Source organism: Niabella sp. (genome assembly GCF_030150205.1).
Classification (GTDB): domain Bacteria; phylum Bacteroidota; class Bacteroidia; order Chitinophagales; family Chitinophagaceae; genus Niabella.
The window spans coordinates 65112-83938 of sequence record NZ_JASLGT010000011.1 but is presented as its reverse complement, the minus strand read 5'-3'; the positions used below and the strand labels follow the sequence as shown (position 1 = coordinate 83938).

Genomic DNA, 18827 nt, shown 5'->3' with positions numbered 1-18827 from the left:
TGTATTAAATTATTGTAATAAATGCTCGTTCTCTTTCAATGCCTGTTTAAACTTACTTACCGTTTCCTGCAGGCTGTCTTTTGATCCGCCACCAGAGGCATTAAAATGTCCGCCTCCGTTAAAGTAGGTACGGGCAAATGTATTGCAATCAAAATTATCCTTGCTGCGAAAACTCCATTTCCGCTCCTCTTCCCGGTCAATGACCAGGGCCGCCAGCTTAATGCCCTGTACAGACAACGGAAAGTTCACCAGCCCTTCTGTATCCCCGGTCTTTATTTCATACTTCAGCAAATCATATTTGGGGATCGCGATCAGTGCCGTATTGTATTCATAGAAAAATTCAAGGCGGTGCGAAAACACGTGGCCCATAAAACGCAGCCGGTTTTCCAGGAAATTATCAAACAGCAAACTATGAATTTCGGTGTGCCGGATTCCCTGCTCCATCAAACGGGCGGCCATGTAGTGTACTGCAGGTGTAGTAGCATCGAACCGGAAGGAACCGGTATCGGCTATAAGCCCGGCGTACAGGCAGGAACTCATCTCTTTATCCAGCATATTTTCATCGCCTGCTGCCAGGATCAGGTCAAAGATCATTTCGCAGGTAGAGCTCTTTGCCGGGTTACTGATGCCAAAATCAAATGAATTGACATCCGGCTCCCGGTGATGATCGATCAATACCTTTAAACATTGCGCTTTGTACAGGTCCTGTTCAAAATTCTTGGTGCGATGAAAAATATTAAAATCCAGGCAAAACAGCCAGGTTGCTTCTGCAAGCGCCGCCTGTGCCTTGTCCCGTTCCTTATCGTAGTTCAGTACATCAGCGGCCCCCGGCATCCAGTTTAGCCATGGCGCCCAGTTGGTAGGCGATACTACTGTAATCGTGTGTCCCAGCTTTTTAAGATAGTGCGCTAAACCCAGGGAAGACCCCATAGCATCCGCATCCGGCTTTTGGTGCATGGTAATCACCACTTTAGCCGGCTGTCTTAAAATAGGAAATATGTCTGTTATTGGTTTCAATGAGGCGCAAAAATAGGTAAATCTATGATTTGGAGTGGAGGATTTTTCCTAAATTTGCCGGCCAAATTAAATTAAATCTTAAAATGAGTAATCGTACTTTTACTATGATCAAGCCAGATGCTATGAAAAACGGGCATGCAGGCGTAATTATTGATCGTTTTATTAAAGAGGGCTATAAAATCGTTGCATTAAAAGTAACCCGGTTATCGGCAGATAAAGCCGGTGAGTTTTATGCAGTGCACAAAGAGCGCCCTTTTTACGGGGAACTGGTGGAATTCATGAGCAGCGGTCCCATTGTAGCTGCCATCCTGGAAAAAGAAAATGCTGTGGCCGCATTCCGTGAACTGATCGGCGCCACTGATCCTGCAAAGGCAGCAGAAGGCACGATCCGTAAATTATATGCTACTTCACTGGGCGAAAACGCCGTTCATGGCAGCGACAGTGATGAAAATGCCAAAATTGAAGGCGATTTCTTCTTTAGCGGACTGGAAAGAGTATTATAATAAATGGGATCTATTCCATAATGAAAAAGCCGGCTCCTGTAAGAAGCCGGCTTTTTAATGCTCTTTGCCACATCCCTATCGCACTTCCGGTACGGAAATGACTGTTGAGGATAAAACCACATTTTGCGACAATCCTCTTTGATGAACGGGATGGTACGTTGCCATTTTTTCTTCTTCCTGCATACGGTGATTGGCAATGAATAAAAGAGAGGGCACTGATGTAAGAAAGATCAGTAATAGAATAGATAGTAAGCGTTTCATAAAACCGGTTTTTAATATAGTTAACTTCGAATAAAGGGCTGAATGGCAAGGTAGTTAAAAAAACCACGGAACCTGCCATTCTACCATTATTATTTTATTAAGTCCTTCAGCCGCGATCGGGATTTATTGAATACATTCCGCCCCAGATCGATTCCCTTCCGCATTTCCTTTTGCTGCGCTTCCGGAAGGTGTATAAACTCCTGACATTCTGTACTGCAACAGTTGTCATACTTTTTCCTGCACTCCTCACATTGAATAAACAACAGGTGACAGGCATCATTGACACAATTTACATGTGTGTCTGCAGGCTTGCCACATTGATGGCAGGAAGCGATGATTTCCTCTGTTACCCGTTCACCCAATCGCTGATCAAAAACAAAATTCTTGCCATGAAATTTGTTTGCCAGATTTTTTTCTTTGATCTGGTTCACATAATTGATGATTCCGCCTTCCAGGTGGTATACATTCTTAAATCCCCGGTGAAGCATGTAAGCGGAAGCCTTTTCGCAACGAATGCCTCCTGTGCAGTACATAATAATATTTTTATCCATGTGTTCCTGCATCATATCCACCGCCATCGGCAACTGATCACGAAACGTATCGCTGGGGATCTCCATGGCATTTTCAAAATGTCCGACCTCAAACTCATAGTGATTCCTCATGTCGATCACGATCGTTTCCGGATCATTTGTTAAATTGTTAAAGGCTCCGGCATCTACATATTTCCCTTTTTTAGACATGTCAAAATCCGGGTCGTCGATGCCATCTGCAACGATCTTCTCACGTACTTTTATATCCAGCACATAAAACGATTTTCCATCATCGTCTACCGCGATGTTCAAACGAAGCCCGTCCAATGCCGGTGTTTGGCCTAAGACGGACCGGAGCTGCTCCAGGTTGTCTGCAGGTACACTTATTTGGGCGTTAATCCCTTCAGAAGCAATATAAATACGCCCCAGTACACCAATAGCAGCAAACGATTTATAAAGCGTATTGCGGAAGGCAACAGGGTCCTCTATTTTGAAATAACAATAAAAAGAGATGGTGGTACGTGGTGTAGTATCTCTTAAAATGCGCTCTTTTAGCTCCTTCCGTGATATGCGGTTGTGCAATGCCATAGTGTTTTGAAATTTGAACCACGGGTACCGTGATAATTAAAATTTTAATTGGGCAGTTACAGGCTGCACCAAATTTCACCGCAAAAGTACAGGTTTTTGGCCAGCCACACAAATCAAAACGCTTGTATTTCATGGCCTTTGCGTCAAACACAAGGTAAAACTAAAAAAATAGTTGTAAAACTAAATAATTAGTTTTACCTTGCTTCAAAATGTGATTTCATGAAACAACTTACAAAAGCCGAAGAACAGATCATGCAGGCGTTGTGGCAGCAGGGACCGATGTTCTTACGGGAGATCCTCGAACTGTTAGCACCTCCCAAACCCCATCAGAATACGGTTGCCACTATCCTGAAAATACTGGTAGAAAAAGAATTCGTTACGGTAAATGTGTTTGGAAGGCAGCACCAGTATGTGCCGGCAGTAAGCAAAGAGGACTATTCCAAAAAAACCATGCGGCAGATTGTAAAAGGGTATTTTGAGGGCTCCTTCAGCAATGTTGTATCATTTATGGTAAAGGAAAACAACCTGAGCATTGAAGAGCTCGAACAGTTACTGGAACAGATCAAGCGTCAGCAATCAAAAAAATAAAAGCGATGTTTCCCTACCTGGTACAAATGGTTGCCTGTTCGGTCATTTTGTTTGGCTACTATTATTGCTTTCTGAGAAATGAGCGGTTTCACCAATACAACCGTTTTTTTCTTTTGGGCATCGTTTTGCTTAGTTTTTGTTTGCCCTTGCTAAAGCTGCCGCTGCTAACAGAAAGCCGCATGAATACGGTTTTGCAAAGCTGGCAGCGCTTCAACCCAACATCGGTTGCACTTGATGAAGTAGTGATTTCTAAAAGCAGCAAGCCGGCTTTTTTCTTACAATATGGATGCACCGGGCTCTATGCCGGAATCTCCATCCTGCTCAGCCTGCGGCTTTTTATTGCATACCGGAGTGTACTGAAATTAAGAAAGGGCCAGGCCGGTAAACGCATTGGCCAGATCCGGTTATTCTGGTCGGATCATCCCCAGGCCCCGTTTTCGTTTTTCAACTGGCTGTTCTGGAACCCTGCACTCAGGATCCATTCAGCGCAGGGACAACAGATCTTCCGGCATGAAGGCTATCATATAAAACAAAAACATAGCTGGGATTTGTTCTTTATCGAACTGTTGTGTATCTGCTGCTGGTTCAACCCGGTTTTTTTCCTGGTAAAAAGAGAACTGAACACCCTGCACGAATTTCTGGCAGACCGGCATGTAACCCGCTCCACAGACCGGTTTAGTTATGCGCAGCTGTTAGTACGCCATTCGTTGGGAGCTGCCCACCACCCGCTCATGACGCCTTTTTTTAATACCGATCTGAAGCGGAGAATTGCAATGCTTACCCAAAACCAGCAGTCTGCCTTTCCCCACCTGAAAAAAGGCATGGTATTACCTGTTGTTGCGATTGCATTATTGCTCTTTTCCTTTGAACCAGTAAAAAAGGCCGTTTCGGCGATCTCCTTTGCCCCGCCTGTACCGCAAATCATCGGGGAAACGTTCCGCAACCGGCCTGCAGGTACAGCATCCCAGACAATGCAGCCGTCAAAGATCCTGAAACAGCCCAAAACAGCTGTTCAACCAACCGGAAGCGTGGCTGTCATAGAAGATAACATTGTTGCTCAACCCAGCCCATCGCTTCAATTGCCATTGACCGAAAATCCCATTACGGTTCTGCTTCCTTTTGCAGACATACCTGTCCGCAACCCGGAACGGCCGCAGGAGATCTTCACTAAAGTAGAATACGATGCCACATTCCCCGGAGGCCCGGAAGCCTGGAAGCGTTTCCTGCAGGCGAATCTCCGGTTCCCGGAAAAAAATAATGTACCTGCCGGAACCTATACCGCCATCGTACAATTTATTGTGGACCAGGACGGCATCATTAGCGATATAAAACTCGTTACGGATCCTGGTTATGACTTTGGTTTTGAAGCAAAACGGGTAATCCAGCTTTCGGGGAAATGGAACCCCGCCATTCAAAATAAGCGGGTAGTGAAAGCTTACCGGAAGCAACCCATAACCTTTAATGTATCCTGATTAAACCTGACGCGGTATGAAAACAATTGCCATTTATTTGCTGCAGCTATTCTTGTGCTCCGGTTTGCTTTACGCCTACTACCTGCTTTTTCTCAAGAACAGGAAATTACACCGGTTTAACCGTTTGTTTTTACTCAGCACCTTTGTCCTCAGCATAGCCGTGCCGTTTATTAAAGTGCCGTTCTATGTTTCATTAACAAAAGAGAGCAGCATTAGCATCCAGACCCTGGTAAAATACAATGAGCTGCTGCTGCCCGAAGTGGTCATCTCTTCCCGGCAATCTTCCGGAATCGATAGTATCCAGATCTGGTACCTGCTTTATATAAGCATTGTCCTTTTCTTTCTGATAAAAATTGCCGCAGGTATCATTACACTTGTAAAAAAGCGCATGAACAGTGCGATTCAGCAATGGCATTCGATCACCATTATTGAAACGCAGGATCCTTCTGCCCCCTATTCTTTTTTTAACTGGCTTTTCTGGACGCGCAGTGTGGATGAATACTCCGAAAATGGCAAAAAGATATTGCGGCACGAATATCATCACATTCGCGAATGGCACAGCGCAGATATACTGTTTACAGAGGTCGTTACCGCGCTGGCATGGATGAATCCCTTTTTCTGGCTGATGAAAAATGAACTGAAAGCGGTTCATGAATTTGCCGCCGATGCCTTTGCTGCCAGTGATGCGGATGAGTTTGAATACGCGGCACTCCTGGTTACCGAAGCCATCCACATCAAACAAAAACTCGTGCACCCGTTTTATAATAACCAACTAAAAAGAAGAATTACGATGTTAACAAATACAGATCACCACCGCCATTATGCATTACGGCAATGGATGGTATTGCCGTTATTCCTCCTTGCTGCCACCTTATTTATGGTTAGCTGCCAGTCAGCCGACCAACAACCGAAGCAGACCGCCGAATCCCAAACACCGCTTCCGGCCGTTGCTACCACGGATAGCACTCCTGCACTACCGCCGGCAGCCTCCCAAGGCACAACAACCGCTGCCCCCTCCGGCGACTCCGGGCAAACAAAAAAAGCAGTACGATTCACTCCACCCAAAATTGTGAAAGACGTGGAAGTCAAAGAAGGAAAGCGCTTTACGCCGCCGGTTGTAGTAAAGGACGATAAGCCTGACATTTACTCAAAAGTCGACCAGGACGCCCGGTATCCGGGTAACTGGCTTCATTACCTGACATCCAATCTCCGGGGCGAAGTTCCAGTGGAAAACGGGGCAGCACCAGGCAACTACCAGACCATTGTTCAGTTTATCGTAGACGTCGAAGGTAATGTCAGTGATGTAAAAGCCATAAAAGATCCCGGATTTGGCATGGGTAACGAAGCCGTGCGGGCGATCAAACTATCCGGCAAATGGAAGCCGGCCATGATGAACGGAGAACCGGTAAAAGCCTTCCGGAAACAGCCCATCACGTTCCAGGTAACTAATTAAATAACCGTTTTATGAAGACGATTGTCATCTATTTGCTACAACTGTTCCTGTGCTCGGGCATTCTTTATGGCTATTACCTGCTCTTTCTAAAAAACAGGCGACAACATCAGTTTAACCGGTTCTTTTTGCTGGCCAGTTTACTATTGAGTATCCTCATTCCTTTTATCAGGGTTCCCTATTATATTTCACTTACAAAAGATTCTGGCATTGGATTACAGGCATTGGTAAAATATAATGCGCTGTTGCTTCCGGAAGTAACAGTAGCAGCAGGTAAATCCATTTTTCCATGGGAACCGGTTCTATGGGCCATACTGCTTAGCGGCTCCGTTTACTTCCTGCTGAAGTTATTCCTGGGAGTGAGTCGCCTGTTAAAACTGCGCAGGCAATGTACAGTTAAAAAGAAAGATGGCATTACCGTCATTTACACAAAAGATCCGCGCGCTCCGTTTTCTTTTTTTCAATGGCTGTTCCGGAATCCGGAAAAGGAGCCCTCCGATGCCGAAAACATCCTGCAACATGAACTTTGCCATATCCGCCAGTTTCATAGCCTGGATGTATTAATCGCTGAAGTCATTACGGCCGTTGTCTGGATCAATCCTTTTTACTGGATACTGAAGGCCGAACTCAGCGCTGTACACGAATTTGCGGCCGACGATTACGCCGCCCGGCAAACTGATGAGCTGGAATATGCAACCTACCTGGTTAACCAGGCCATCGTTCAAAAACGCCACGCACTTATAAACCCCTTTTTTAATCACCAATTTAAACGAAGAATTACCATGCTGACAAAAAAATCTACTTCAAAAAACAGCTACAACAAATGGATCGCCGTTCCGTTATTTATTGCTACGGCCATCTTCTTTATCATCAGCTGTCAAAAAAAAGATGTGCTCCCATCTTCTTCTGCGCTATCAAAACCGGATATTGAAGCCAGTTACCAAGGAAACTGGATTCATTTTCTTACTACAAACCTAAAAGGTGAAGTGCCTGTGGAAAATGGTGCGGGCCCGGGAAATTACAAAGTGATCATGCAGTTTGTTGTTGACGTGGACGGCACAGTCAGTGATGCCCGGTTGTTACAGGATCCCGGATACGGTATGGGAGCCGAAGCTTTAAGAGTGCTTCAGCAATCCGGAAAATGGAAACCCGCAATGGCCGATGGTAAGCCGGTAAAAGCTTACCGGAAACAGCCCATCACCTTCCAGATTACAGAAGGATAGCATAACGGTTCAATAAAACACGGGATGTCTCAAAATTGGGACATCCTTTTTTATTAAAAGCTTCTCCGTTTTTTTAGATTTGTACCAACCTGATCCAATACAAAAGTTGCGACTTTTGGAACATTTATTAATAGACCGGTATCTATTTTATTAAAATGGCGGTTCTCTTAAATGGTTTATGGAGAACCCATAGCCTCAACCTGCGCCAGGGGCAGTGCCCTCATTGACCGGGCATAAATTTATAAGATACTTTTGATACCGGTTCCTTATAAAAATCCAATCGTGTTAATCCGTGCAATATAACGGCTGTAAAAAAGATGCATTCCTGCAGGAATGGGCACGCCTGCGATCTGATCACTTTTTCCTTTGCTGACGCAGATAAGAACCGCTGAGCGACGCCATTCCTGTTACCAGGCCACCGATGACCCCGGTAATAACAGCCAGTAATACGGGGCTTTTGCCAATGCCCAGCAACAGCCCGATGCGCCCGGCAAGAATGCCGTCATTAGCTGTATTAATGCGCCAGGCCAGGAACAGCCAAAGCAGGAACACAGCGATAAAACCCGACCAAAAAGAATGAGCGGGCTTTTGCCGCAATAATACTGCTACGGCGAAGCCGGCAACGGCTATCCCCCACCAGGGTAGATATATACCGGAGATATACGATAATACACCAATGGTAATAACGCTAACAAAAATCTTCATGCTCATATCTATTAAAACAGGTACTATTATTGTTTTACAAAATTCATCCGCCATTTCACCCGGGTATCCCCCTGCTCATCTTTATTCATCATCCATAACCGGTAATAGTTACCAGTAACCCAGGTATCGATCGCATTGTCATAAAAACGGCTTCCGGGATTTCCGCTTTGCCCACCGGGATATACACCGTACGCCTCGGTTGGCGTACTCAACTGTACCACCATGCGCCAGCTGGGTCCATGACTTTTTTTAACCGCGTTGATGATATTGCCCCATCCTCCAACATTCAAACCCGTATGTGCAAAGGGCAAAAGCGCATCCTTCAGCAAATGATAAACGCTTACGTCTTTAAATTTTGCCCATGCGGCCCTGTCTTCTTTTTCAACTCCGGCCATCATCACCGCCGTTTTATTAAGTGCATCCGTCACCTGCATTTGTATCGTTTCCTGTTCCGGTGTATTAATATTATCTACATACCCCATCACCGTTGAATCTTTTTTCAGCAACTCCATCAAAGTTTCCTCTGCCGGCAATTCTACTTTGAAACCGGCCCTGGCCAGCTCATCCTGCCAGATATTGATGGAAAGCGAGTCCATCCATGTTTGATAGATGGTTTGCCCTACAGAAAGCGGGCCTGCAAAAAGATCCCAGTTCTTCACCTGGTCATAACATTTTTTTGCACCAGGGCTCAGTTGGTCCGTATCTGTATAGTTAAGCAACAGCGGCACCATATCCCGAGCCATAATATTAAAATAGTTGTTCTGCAGTTTCATCATATCTGCGGGAGTGATATGATTCATCGAGCGCAGATACAGATCAATAGCACCGGCTCTTGGCGTAATATAAGCACCGGGGATATAATATGGATAAGTGCTATCTGCCGGACGCTGGTTCGCGCTGAACAAATAACCCCGCGCAGGATCTACTGCATGTGGGTTCTCCGCTTGTGGAATATCCGCCTGCCAGTCATACCGCTTATCCGTTCCGGGCATTACGTACATACCCTGGTCCTTCCATCTCGCCGGGAACCGTCCCTGTTGCCAAAGTGCGATGGTGCCGGACTTGGAGGCGAACACAAAATTCTGTCCCGGGCATTCAAAAAAACGGATCGCATTTACGTAGTCGTCATAATTTTTTGCACGGTTCAGCAGGTAGAACGTGTTTCCATCATCACCGGTATGATGCGCCATCCATTTAACGGCCAGTCCGTTTTGTTTTGTGAGCGTATCCCGGAAGCTTTCGTCATACATTACCGGACCAAAAACGGTATACGCAACCGTGTCATAAACGGTGGCTGCACCTTTTACTTTAATGGCTTCGATCCGCTGCTGCGCCGGCTTCCACTGACCTTCGAACCAGTACGCATTCCGCCGGCTGTCTTTAAACCGGATTGTATAATAATCTTTTACATCCCGCTGTGCATTGGTTACCCCCCAGGCAATATTGTCGTTAAAACCAATGATCACATACGGACTTCCGGGCAGGGTAGCCCCATAGGTTTTGCTTTGCGGAGTACTCAGCTGCATTTCGTACCAGATAGAAGGCAGGGATAATTCCAGGTGCGGGTCGTTGGCCAGTATGGGTACATTGCTGGCCGTTTTACTACCAGCCACCACCCAGTTATTGCTCCCGTTATCCCGGTCTGGAGTATGCTCTTCAAAAGCGGATACCGGCTGCGCCTCCTTAAAATAGGCCGAATCTGCATCGCCCGGCATTGCAGGAGCGATTGCCGGTTTGGCAAAAGCAGTGCCCGGTGGCACAATGGGCTTCAGGGAATCCGGCACCTGTGGATACAACATTTTGATCTGCCGGGTTGAAAAAACCTGGTGCAACCGCGAATAGGCCAGATCTTTCTCCGTTCCGGAGGCCAGCATCTTGGCCATCATTTTCAGCAGCAGTGCCGTTCTTAAATTGGTCCACTCTTCCGGCTCAACATTCAGGATCTTGTATTCCAGCGGAAGATCGCTTTTCTTCAGTGAATGGATATAAGCATTAATACCCGCCGTATAGGCCGTATACACCGCATGCGCCTTCGGATCCTTTTCCATCGCCTGCAGCGAATTCTCTGCTGCGAACTTCATGCCCATCCGCCGCTGTTCGCGGTCGTAATTGATTGCCTTCGGCCCTGCGATCTCACTCACCCGGCCTTCTGCCGCTTTTGTTTGCAGGTCCATTTGAAACAGCCGGAACTTTGCATGGAGGTATCCCTGTACAAAATAAAGGTCTTCATCATTTTCTGCAAATACATGGGGCACCAGGCGTTCATCAAAATACACTTCCGCTTTTCCTTTTAGCTCCGGAAATGAAAGATCGGCATCAAAACAGGCAGCAGTGTCTTCCGCATTTTGCCAGAAACCCGATTGCGGGCTTAAGAAATTTCCAACAGGCATGGGCACTTTTTCACCCAATGGCCGGTTTAGCAGGTATACCAGCAGCAGGGTAATGGCAGCAGTGAACAGGAAGGGAATCACTCTCATAAATAGACCTTGTATCAGCAAGTTAAGGATTAAAAACCAATTTTTGTTTGTGCTCCGGTTGAACCGTATTTACAGCAGTGGTTCCGGACTATTCCGGCAATGAGCCATTACTAAAGGTTTATTCCCCGCCCATTGTTTTAGCTTTCAGTTCTTTTGCTTTTTGCAGATCCGCTTCAGCAGCCTCCTTATTGCCTATTTTCCGGTACAATTTTTCACGGCTTTCATAGGCTTTTATTTCTTTTGGATACAGTTCAATTGCTGTAGCATAATCTTTCAGCGCAGGTTCATATTCATTCAATGCTGCATAACTGTCACCGCGCAACACATAATCCTCGTGTTTATGGGGCGCTATTGAAACGGCCTTTCTCAGATCCGCAATGCTTTCCTCCTTTTTTCCTGATTCCCGGTATACGATTCCCCTGCCATACCATGCGCGGGCATTTCCTGGATTCAGGGCAATGGCCCGGGTATAATCATTTAGCGCCGGTTCATATTGCTTCAGCTCTGCGTAAACCTTTCCCCTTGTCTGGTATCCTCCATCACTTTGAGGATTTAATGCAATGTCTTTTGCAAGATCATCGATGGCGTGCCCATACTCTTTTTGAGCATAGTAAACAGCCGCCCGGTTATTGTATACATCCCGTTCATCAGGATTCAATGTTATGGCGCTATCAAAATCTTTGAGTGCTGCCTTATAGTTCATTTTAAAGTAATACGCACCGCCCCGCATTTTGTAGCAGCCGGAAGATTGAGGATAGAGCCCGATCAGTCTTGTAAAATCCTCAATGATCGCATCGTACTGTTCCAGCGATGCGTAAATCATACCCCGGTTCAAACAGGCAGCCGTGTCCTTATCATTCAGCGCAACCGCTTTATTGGCATCGATAAGTGCGGCATCCGGCCGGCCCACAAGCACATAAAGCCAGCTGCGCATCACATACGCCATAGTATAATGCGGATTCAGCTCAATTGCCCTGGAATAGTCGTTAAAGCCCGCTTGCGGATTTCTTGCAACGCTGATACCTCCCCGATGAAAAAATGCATCTGCATAACCCGGGTTCAATTCAATAGCCTTGTTTACTGCTTCCATGGCCTTTTTATCTGCCTCTTCACCACCTCCCGATCTGGTGTATGCATCGCTTAAAAAGAGGTAGAGTGTATCAACCGGTTTTTGCTTTATGGCTTCCGAATAGATCCTTATGGCTCCTGCATAATCCTTTTTGTTCAATGCCTCCCGGCCTTTTATATACGGATTATTTTCCTGCGCAGCAACCGTTAGCGTTGCTATGATACAGCCGGCAGCTGCCAACAGGTTGGTCCATTGTTTCATCATTGGTTTTTTGGTGATCGAGCAGCGTTCTTATTCCTTCTACAAATTAGCGTTTATTTTATAAAGCAGCAAAAATCAACCCTTCATAAAATATCACCCCTGTGGTTTCCTGCTTTTTACCGGCGCCTCCTCCTGCCCCTTTGGTTTCCTTCTGCCCGATTCGATCAGCGCGCGTTGCAACAGGTATTCGATCTGCCCGTTAACACTTCTGAATTCATCTCCGGCCCACTTTTCCAGCAAATCGTAAGCGGCCTGATCGATGCGCAATACAAAGCTCTTCTTGTCTTTCAAGATCCCATTTTTATTGATACAATGTTCCGGCGTTCAATACCGGCGTTGCTGCTTTTTCACCGCAAAGCACTACCATCAGGTTGCTTACCATCGCCGCCTTCCGTTCGTCATCCAGCTGCACAATATTTTCTGCTGATAGCTTTTTTAATGCCAGGTCCACCATTCCAACCGCACCCTCCACAATTTTGATCCGGGCGGCCACAATTGCAGTAGCCTGCTGCCGCTGCAGCATGGCGCCTGCTATTTCGGGAGCATAGGCCAGGTGACTGATGCGTGCTTCCTGTATCAGGATCCCTGCCGGTTCCAGCCGTTCTGCCAGCTCCTGCTCAAGGATCTTGTTTACCCGCTCACCGCCGTCGCGGAGCGTAATTTCCGCCTGTTCATCTTCCATGGTATCATAAGGAAAGCTTACTGCCAGGTGGCGCACCGCTGCCTCACTTTGGGTACGTACATAATCGATATAATTGGCTACCTGGTAAGCCGCTTTATAGGTATCGCCTACCCGCCAAACGATCACCGCTCCGATCTCAATGGGGTTCCCCATTTTATCATTCACCTTTAGGGTTTGCCCCTGGAAGTTCTGGTACCGCAAACTGAGCTTGTAGCTGCCGTAGAGGGGGTTTACAAAAAACAAACCGTTCTCTTTAACAGAGCCCACATACTTCCCAAAAAAGTTTAACACCCTCGAATGGTTGGGCTGTATAATCATCAGTCCTTTTAAGAAAAACAAGCTCAGCAGTATGAGCAAAACGCCGGCAACGATCCACGGAGCCTGGTGTTCCGCATTTACAAGCAGGTAGATACCAATTCCGGTCAATGCAATTGCAATTACCAATGCCAGGTAGCCGGACATGGGTTTTAATGATTTCTCCATAGTTTTAATTTGATATTAAAATAATATCATAAAGATATAAAGGAATCCCATCGGTTCAAAATTTATTTTTGGAGATGGTTTACGGTTATTTCGACAGCAGCGCTGCGATCCGTTCTGCGATGATCCGGTTTCCCTTATCGGAAGGATGCAGGCCATCATACGTTAGGCCGATCGCTGCTTCCGGATACGGGTAGGCATCAGTTTCGGGGTTAAAGGGAATTTTTTGAAAACCAGGATATTTGTAATTCCGGTATTTACCGGTGCCGGGATCTTTCAGGTATTTAAAACGCACCAGCTCTTTTTCTTTTAGCTTTGGATCATTGTACAGATCGATACATTCCAGTCCTTCCACTGCTGCAATCTGCTTTATAGCGGCGGCCACCTGCTTCAGCGACTGCCCATTTTTATCTTTGTAAGAACCCCAGGCATTGTTTTTCATATTAAACAGGTATACAAAATCGGTCCGCTGCAATGGCGTCATCAGGATGATACGGGCATTGGTATTGATGGCACGCAGCCGGCTTATAATGATCCGGAACGAGCCGTAAATGGTACCATCACCGGAAGCCGTTTTATAATCATTCATGGAGCCGATAGGCCGGCCCTGCCACCAGTCATTCGTTCCCAACAGTATGGTATACACATCCGCATGGGGAATATATAACGAATCAAAATTGGACGCGATACGCCCCGCCGTCCATCCATTATAGCCTTTATTGACGTAATGTACAAAAGGCAGTTGTTGCGTTACCAGGGTCATATAGCCACTGGTAACGCGGTTTCCGGTTTCATCCGGATGCTCATTCAGATAGGTGATACTATCGCCAATGGCCACCCACTTTATTTCCTTCTTTTTAAACCCACTTGCCAGCAGTAAAAAGAACAGCAGTACAATCGTTCGCTTCTTCATTTTTATGGAATGATTTCAAACAGGAATACCTGTGTTTTTTCCTCTTTACTAAAATTATTGTCGGCAATCAGCAACAGGGAATGATGCCCGTTGGGTAGTTGCGGCCCCAGGGTAATGCCCTCCACGTTATCGATATACCGGCCCAGGTCGTTCATATTCAGTAATAGTTTTTTTGAGGCCGGCTGATAGGTTTTATCGGTATGCAGCCCGCTTTTTTCAGATACATCCGTTGCCCCATGAAGATCGGCTTCATAAATTTTGATGGTGCAATATGAATTTCCCATCGAAAATGAACGTTCCATCACCAGCAGCCGGTGCGCGTCTATGGCCATGATCTCTGAAATACCATTTACCCTGAATGCCGTTGCCGGGTTGGGCTTGCGCGCCACAGCATCCAGCAAATAGGCATATTGTGCAATGGGCTTTCGGGATACGGCATCATATTTCAGGATCCGTACAGGGGCGCCGGCATAATCTACATCTGCCCGGGGACCATCTTCATACAAAGGTTCTTCTACACTTACAAAAAGATTCCGGTAATCGTTTGCAAAGCTCAGCCCTTCGAACACCCCGTTTACCCGCGGGCCTTTTTCTGTTGTATGCACATGCATATTTGAAGGCAGTGCAAAGCTATCCAGATAATGGCCTTCCAGATCCATTTCCCATACCCAGGGGTCTTTAATATTGATTACACCATTGCGTGCTGCCCGGTCGCCCTCGCTGGACCATACCAGCCGGTTGGTGCGGGGATTAAAACGAATGGATTCCGGATCCGCGGCTTCCTGTGCGCCCTCCTTTAAGGAAGGGAAGGTCTTCCCGTTGGCCATTTTCAGGGTTTGCATGTCTGTAAAGAAAACCGTATCGATTTTATTGTTGGCTATTTTGATGGCGGCAGTGTAAAACCGGGAGGGGCTCGTGGCCGACCGTTCATCGCTGATGATAAAATACCGGTCATGCGCCCGGTCGTAATCAATGCCCGACAAACCGCCTACCCAGGTATCTTTATATTGCAGATCAAAAGGGATCTCATATTCATCGAGAAATTTCAGCTGCGATATCGACAGGGATGCAGCCGGATCTGGCAAAGGAGCAGTGGCGTTCCGTTGTACAGCACATCCGGTTACCAGGAAGATAAAAACAGAGAGGATACTACGCTTCATATCTTTAAAATACAAAGCTAAAGTTTTTTAACCAGGTATGCCGAATAGGCATAAAACAGCGGTCAGATGATCAGCCCGGCATTTCCCGATGCAGAAAAAAATGTTACAAGCCTGTAAGCCGGATTCTGTATTCCGCCTGAGACGGAATGGTTATCATTTATCTGTTCAAAGAGTTACCTCAATGAATCCATCTACCTACCCTTCCTGCCATTCCGTTTCGATAATTACCGGAACGGAATTGTAAACGAGCCGCTCACATTTTAAAACGGGATCGTTTTAAAAAGCAGGATTTACATGGTATTTCAGCATACAAGGTTTACCCGTGTTCAACATTACTATCAAACACCGTGAGCTCTTACCTCACATTTTCACCCTCATCCCACCAGGGGCAGGACAGTTATTTTCTGTGGCACTATCTGTTGTTCCGCCCGGGGCGAAACACCCGGCTATTCACCGGTGTATTGCTCTGTGCTGTCCAGACTTTCCTCCCATCGCAATGCGAAAGGCGATAACCCGGCTTGTAACGCTGCAAAGTTAAAACGTAAAATTCAGAATGCAAAACCGGTACCTTTTCCAGGATATGCCCGGCCGCTACTCTTAATATTTAAAATGGATCTCCGTAGCTCCATAGCCATAAGAGGGATGGTATTGATTTACAAAGTAACTCACCTCCTTTTTCAGTCGCAATGCATCATGAATTTCATCCCGGAGCCGGCCGGTGCCTACCCCATGAATGATCGTAAGCATAGGCTGCATATGGGCTACAGCCAGGTTGTAAAATTTTTCAAAAGTGTCCAGCTGCAGGGTGAGCATTTCAAAATTATCCATGCGCGCGGCATTATCCGTTAGCTTTTCAATGTGCAGATCCACCACACTACGGGCGGGCTCCAGGTGCTTACGCGCCTCCTTTGCGTTGTACACTTTAAATTTTTCGCCCAGTTTGCTGAGCGATACTTCCATCGGATCCGCCTCCGGGGCTTTATCCGGGTAGGTATCAAACAATTTATACGAAAATGTAGCCAGGTTCTTCTGCCGCAGTTCTTCGATCTTCGCAAAAAGTTGTTTGGGCTTTATTTTAACGGAGGTTTCAAAATGTGTTGCCTTTTGTTTATTGGGCTGTACCAGCGAAAACTCAAACTCAAAAGATGGGCTATCGCTCATGTCTTCAAAAGGAACATCATGGATGTAAAAACTCTGGAACGGCTGTACGGTATTCTTCAATTCAAATTCCGGATCGCCAAAAAAGCCCAGGGCATATTTAAACTGATAGGGCGTTCTCGTATTATTAACGAGGTGTACTTTCAGCAGTTCCACCACTTCATCCCCAAACTCATCGGTATCTGAAACCGGCAAAAAGTTCAGCCAAACACCATCTTCTTGTTTTTCAGGTACCTGCTTTTCTTTTTTGAGATCGTCGACAAATTTCCGGGGCGGCGCCTGTGGCTGCTTTTTCTTTTGGGTAAAATTCTTAAAATATGGAAAATCGATCTGGTCCAGGTATACCGGGAACTTTACCCCGCGCACATCCACCATCACCATTTTATCGTTTATAAAATCAACGATGATCCCTTCTTCGTCTGAATGCAGGATCAAAACTTTATCGCCTATCTGATATTTCACAAGCAAATATACGTTGCGTACGCTTATCAAAATGCAGGCGCGTTAAACAAGAATGCTCAACGCCAGTGAAAAAAAAGCCGCGTTGTTAATGTATTACTACTTTTCATATAGGGGTATACAAAATATCAGCCCGGTTTTTTTGCCAGGTTACTTTTACGGTATCCATATAAGAAATAGATCACCAACCCGATGGCCATCCATACAAAAAACCACAACCAGCTGATAGCAGGAATTTCTGTCAGCAAATAGAGACAGGATAATACACCCATTACCGGCACAAATGAGTATTTCCGGAGCATTGTTTTAATGGTAATGACCGTAGCCGTAACAAGGAATAATAAAAACAGGATCTCCTGGTAACCTTCATTGCCAATATTGCGGAACGATTGAACGGTCCGTTCCCGGAACAGGTAAATAAATAATAGCAGCAATACCGGAATGATATAACGGCCATTCAAATACGGGATCCTGAATTTACCAGCTTCTTTGCTAACCGGAGGAAGGAGCAGCAATCCGCCGCAAACCAGGATAAATGCGAATAAGGTTCCGATACTTGTTAAATCAGTTACCAGACTGCTTTCCAGAAATAAAGCGCCTATCCCCACAATCACACCCGTTAACAGGGTAGAAAAGGACGGCGTCTTGTACCGGGGATGGATCTTCTGGAAGATCCGGGGCAATAACCCATCCCTGCTCATGCTCATCCAGATTCTTGGCTGGCCGATCTGAAACACCAGCAATACGGATGTTGTGGCTACCACAGCACTAACAGAAACAATTTTTTCTACCCAGGGCGCCCTTTTTTCGAATACAAAGGCCAAGGGGTCGGAAACATTTTTAAAGGATGCATAATTTTCGATTCCTGTCAGCACCAGCGCCACCGCAATATACAGCACCGTGCAGATCAGCAATGAGTAAATCATACTCCGCGGCAGGTCGCGCTGCGGATTCCTGCATTCTTCCGCTGTTGTAGAAATTGCATCAAAACCAATGTACGCATAAAAAACTGCGGAAACACCTTTCAATACGCCCTCAAAGCGGTTGGGCAGAAAAGGCGTCCAATTATTCGTATCTACAAAAAAGGCACCGACAATGATAATAAAGATGATCACCGCAATCTTAAACATCACCATAAAATTAGCAGATTGCTTGCTTTCCTTTATACCAATGTACGCAAGCCAGGTAATAAGCGCAGTAACAATAAAGGCAGGAAGATTCAGGAATACAGGCATCGTCCCAATCTTTGGCGCAGCGTTGTATGCTTCGATCGCAAACTGATGATTTTTCAAGTCCTCCGGTGTAAGCCCGGCGGTACCTTCAGCCAGTGCTTTCACTGCACCGTGATAAGCATTGATTGCCGTTTCGGGATCGACTAATAGCCAATCTGGCAGGTGGATATGAAATACATGAACCAACAGGTTATTAAAATAACCACTCCAGGATATAGCTACTACAATATTGCCGATTGCGTATTCTAAAATAAGTGCCCACCCAATTACCCAGGCAACAATTTCACCAAAACTCACATAAGAATACGTATATGCGCTCCCCGATACCGGTACCCGGCTGGCAAATTCAGCATAGCACAGGGCCGAAAAGCCACAGGTCACGGCCGTAATAATAAATAACAGGGATACGCCCGGACCACCATGGTAGGCCGCACTCCCGATCGTTGAAAAAATACCGGCACCAACCACTGCGGCAATTCCCAGGAAGGTAAGATCTTTTACAGTTAGTATTTTATTAAGGCCGTGCTGCTGTTCTTCTGGCTCAGCAATAATGTTTTCTATCTTTTTTTTTCGAAAGAGCGAGCCCCCCATCTATGATG

17 protein-coding genes and 1 other RNA gene are annotated in these 18827 nt (G+C 46.1%); 5 read left to right on the top strand and 13 right to left on the bottom strand.

The features are described from left to right. Positions 1-9: 9 nt before the first annotated feature. The gene (locus Q1V85_RS10675) at positions 10-1017 is read right to left on the bottom strand and encodes a DHH family phosphoesterase (protein WP_300599717.1); all 1008 of its coding nucleotides are present in this window, start codon (positions 1015-1017) and stop codon (positions 10-12) included. A gap of 83 nt (positions 1018-1100) precedes the next feature. Here Q1V85_RS10675 and Q1V85_RS10670 point away from each other — a divergent pair, with 83 nt between their 5' ends. Further along, the gene (locus tag Q1V85_RS10670) at positions 1101-1520 is read left to right on the top strand and encodes a nucleoside-diphosphate kinase (RefSeq protein ID WP_300599715.1); all 420 of its coding nucleotides are present in this window, start codon (positions 1101-1103) and stop codon (positions 1518-1520) included. A gap of 75 nt (positions 1521-1595) precedes the next feature. Here the strand turns inward: Q1V85_RS10670 and Q1V85_RS10665 are convergent, their stop codons facing one another. Next, a complete protein-coding gene (locus Q1V85_RS10665; RefSeq protein ID WP_300599713.1) occupies positions 1596-1781 on the bottom strand; it encodes a hypothetical protein in 186 nt (61 codons plus the stop codon). 89 nt (positions 1782-1870) lie between these two features. Further along, positions 1871-2899: a rhodanese-related sulfurtransferase gene (locus Q1V85_RS10660; protein ID WP_300599712.1), complete on the bottom strand. Its 1029-nt coding sequence runs from the start codon at positions 2897-2899 to the stop codon at positions 1871-1873. A gap of 219 nt (positions 2900-3118) precedes the next feature. On the opposite strand from Q1V85_RS10660, the gene Q1V85_RS10655 reads away from it, so the two are divergent. The 4 genes from Q1V85_RS10655 to Q1V85_RS10640 are packed head-to-tail and all read left to right on the top strand — an operon-like array spanning position 3119 to position 7632. Next, entirely contained in the window at positions 3119-3487 is a 369-nt protein-coding gene (locus Q1V85_RS10655) for a BlaI/MecI/CopY family transcriptional regulator (protein ID WP_300599710.1), read from the top strand. A 5-nt stretch (positions 3488-3492) separates the two neighbouring features. Continuing rightward, positions 3493-4959 carry a M56 family metallopeptidase gene (locus Q1V85_RS10650; protein WP_300599708.1) on the top strand — a complete coding sequence of 489 codons (1467 nt, stop codon included), beginning with the start codon at positions 3493-3495 and terminating at the stop codon, positions 4957-4959. Between the two features lie 16 nt (positions 4960-4975). Continuing rightward, entirely contained in the window at positions 4976-6412 is a 1437-nt protein-coding gene (locus Q1V85_RS10645) for a M56 family metallopeptidase (RefSeq protein WP_300599706.1), read from the top strand. A gap of 11 nt (positions 6413-6423) precedes the next feature. Next, positions 6424-7632 carry a M56 family metallopeptidase gene (locus Q1V85_RS10640; RefSeq protein WP_300599703.1) on the top strand — a complete coding sequence of 403 codons (1209 nt, stop codon included), beginning with the start codon at positions 6424-6426 and terminating at the stop codon, positions 7630-7632. Positions 7633-7986: 354 nt separating this feature from the next. Here Q1V85_RS10640 and Q1V85_RS10635 read toward each other — a convergent pair whose 3' ends face one another. The 10 genes from Q1V85_RS10635 to Q1V85_RS10590 all read right to left on the bottom strand — a co-directional run bounded on the left by Q1V85_RS10635 (position 7987) and on the right by Q1V85_RS10590 (position 18819). After that, positions 7987-8337 (bottom strand): hypothetical protein, encoded by a 351-nt coding sequence (locus Q1V85_RS10635; protein ID WP_300599701.1) that lies wholly within the window; start codon positions 8335-8337, stop codon positions 7987-7989. A gap of 26 nt (positions 8338-8363) precedes the next feature. Next, a complete protein-coding gene (locus tag Q1V85_RS10630; protein ID WP_300599700.1) occupies positions 8364-10814 on the bottom strand; it encodes a penicillin acylase family protein in 2451 nt (816 codons plus the stop codon). Between the two features lie 118 nt (positions 10815-10932). Continuing rightward, positions 10933-12147: a tetratricopeptide repeat protein gene (locus Q1V85_RS10625; protein WP_300599698.1), complete on the bottom strand. Its 1215-nt coding sequence runs from the start codon at positions 12145-12147 to the stop codon at positions 10933-10935. 90 nt (positions 12148-12237) lie between these two features. After that, a complete protein-coding gene (locus Q1V85_RS10620; RefSeq protein WP_300599696.1) occupies positions 12238-12435 on the bottom strand; it encodes an Arc family DNA binding domain-containing protein in 198 nt (65 codons plus the stop codon). A gap of 10 nt (positions 12436-12445) precedes the next feature. Further along, positions 12446-13309 (bottom strand): SPFH domain-containing protein, encoded by an 864-nt coding sequence (locus tag Q1V85_RS10615; RefSeq protein WP_300599694.1) that lies wholly within the window; start codon positions 13307-13309, stop codon positions 12446-12448. An 85-nt stretch (positions 13310-13394) separates the two neighbouring features. Further along, positions 13395-14219: an SGNH/GDSL hydrolase family protein gene (locus Q1V85_RS10610; RefSeq protein WP_300599692.1), complete on the bottom strand. Its 825-nt coding sequence runs from the start codon at positions 14217-14219 to the stop codon at positions 13395-13397. A gap of 2 nt (positions 14220-14221) precedes the next feature. Beyond that, positions 14222-15379, bottom strand: a complete 1158-nt coding sequence (locus Q1V85_RS10605) for an esterase-like activity of phytase family protein (protein WP_300599690.1) — start codon at positions 15377-15379, stop codon at positions 14222-14224. 98 nt (positions 15380-15477) lie between these two features. Then, positions 15478-15904: RNase P RNA component class A (gene rnpB / locus Q1V85_RS10600), an RNA gene on the bottom strand. Between the two features lie 72 nt (positions 15905-15976). After that, positions 15977-16999, bottom strand: coding sequence for a Smr/MutS family protein (locus tag Q1V85_RS10595; RefSeq protein WP_300599688.1), 1023 nt, complete (start codon positions 16997-16999; stop codon positions 15977-15979). Between the two features lie 125 nt (positions 17000-17124). Beyond that, the gene (locus Q1V85_RS10590) at positions 17125-18819 is read right to left on the bottom strand and encodes an amino acid permease (protein WP_300599687.1); all 1695 of its coding nucleotides are present in this window, start codon (positions 18817-18819) and stop codon (positions 17125-17127) included. Positions 18820-18827 lie beyond the last annotated feature (8 nt).